Origin of the sequence: Myxococcus llanfairpwllgwyngyllgogerychwyrndrobwllllantysiliogogogochensis (genome assembly GCF_006636215.1) — a bacterium.
Classification (GTDB): Bacteria; Myxococcota; Myxococcia; order Myxococcales; family Myxococcaceae; genus Myxococcus; species Myxococcus llanfairpwllgwyngyllgogerychwyrndrobwllllantysiliogogogochensis.
Genome location: NZ_VIFM01000927.1, coordinates 1 through 404, shown reverse-complemented (window position 1 = coordinate 404; position 404 = coordinate 1). Strand labels below are relative to the sequence as shown.

Genomic DNA, 404 nt, shown 5'->3' with positions numbered 1-404 from the left:
ACATCCACCACTGCAACGTGTTTATTCCTCTGCGACCTTTGAGCAACTTCTGACGCAGGTTTGCCAGACATGGCCGCAACATACCCGCAATCTCCGCCAGCCGAAGACATGGCCGGAGTCTTTCTGTCTTGGAGAAGACCGCCAGCCAGCCATGCCATCACCGGTGGCAAGGAGGGTGGATTTTACGCAGGGACGTCTGCCACCGACGCTGATGCCGGTAATGAGTTCTGTCGACCGGGAAAACCGACAACTTCAGCTTTTGCTGGTCATGGGCGTGGATGACTCTCTGGGCGGTGTTGTCCGGCTTAATGGTTCGCTGTATCCCGCGTTTGCTGTCCCCTCCGCCGATAACAGGCATCTGGTCATCAGTGCGCTGACCGATAAGGGGTTACGATATGCAGGAT

1 protein-coding gene is annotated in these 404 nt (G+C 56.4%); it reads left to right on the top strand.

The features are described 5' to 3' along the window. Positions 1 to 151 precede the first annotated feature (151 nt). Positions 152 to 404 (top strand): hypothetical protein (locus FJV41_RS54500; RefSeq protein WP_368773793.1); only part of this gene is annotated, 253 nt, incomplete at its 3' end.